The organism is Pseudoalteromonas sp. S3178 (assembly GCF_005886985.1).
Taxonomy (GTDB): domain Bacteria; phylum Pseudomonadota; class Gammaproteobacteria; order Enterobacterales; family Alteromonadaceae; genus Pseudoalteromonas; species Pseudoalteromonas carrageenovora.
Genome location: NZ_PNCW01000409.1, coordinates 1 through 290, shown reverse-complemented (window position 1 = coordinate 290; position 290 = coordinate 1). Strand labels below are relative to the sequence as shown.

Annotated in this window: 1 protein-coding gene; it reads left to right on the top strand. The window is 43.4% G+C overall.

Annotated features, from left to right (window positions below; translation table 11 throughout):
• Nucleotides 1-41: 41 nt before the first annotated feature.
• The coding region (locus tag CWC11_RS21510; RefSeq protein WP_502704823.1) for an SIS domain-containing protein at nt 42-290 on the top strand (249 nt) is incomplete at its 3' end.

Genomic DNA, 290 nt, shown 5'->3' with positions numbered 1-290 from the left:
AACAAAGTATCATCACTCCGTTACCATCAATTGACCCCATTGTGTCGTTAACTGAAAACTACGTTGAGACTTTGCACAGAGTATTGAGCAAGCTTGACGGGGTTAAAGTGAAGCACTTAGTCAATACCTTAATCACGATGAAAAACAACGGAGGTACTTTGTATCTGTGTGGAAATGGCGGCTCAGCCGCAAATGCTATCCACCTCGCAAATGACTTTACTTTTGGCATCAGCCCAAAAGGCAATGCACTCAAGGTAGAAGCATTGGCTGCAAATAGCTCAGTATTGACC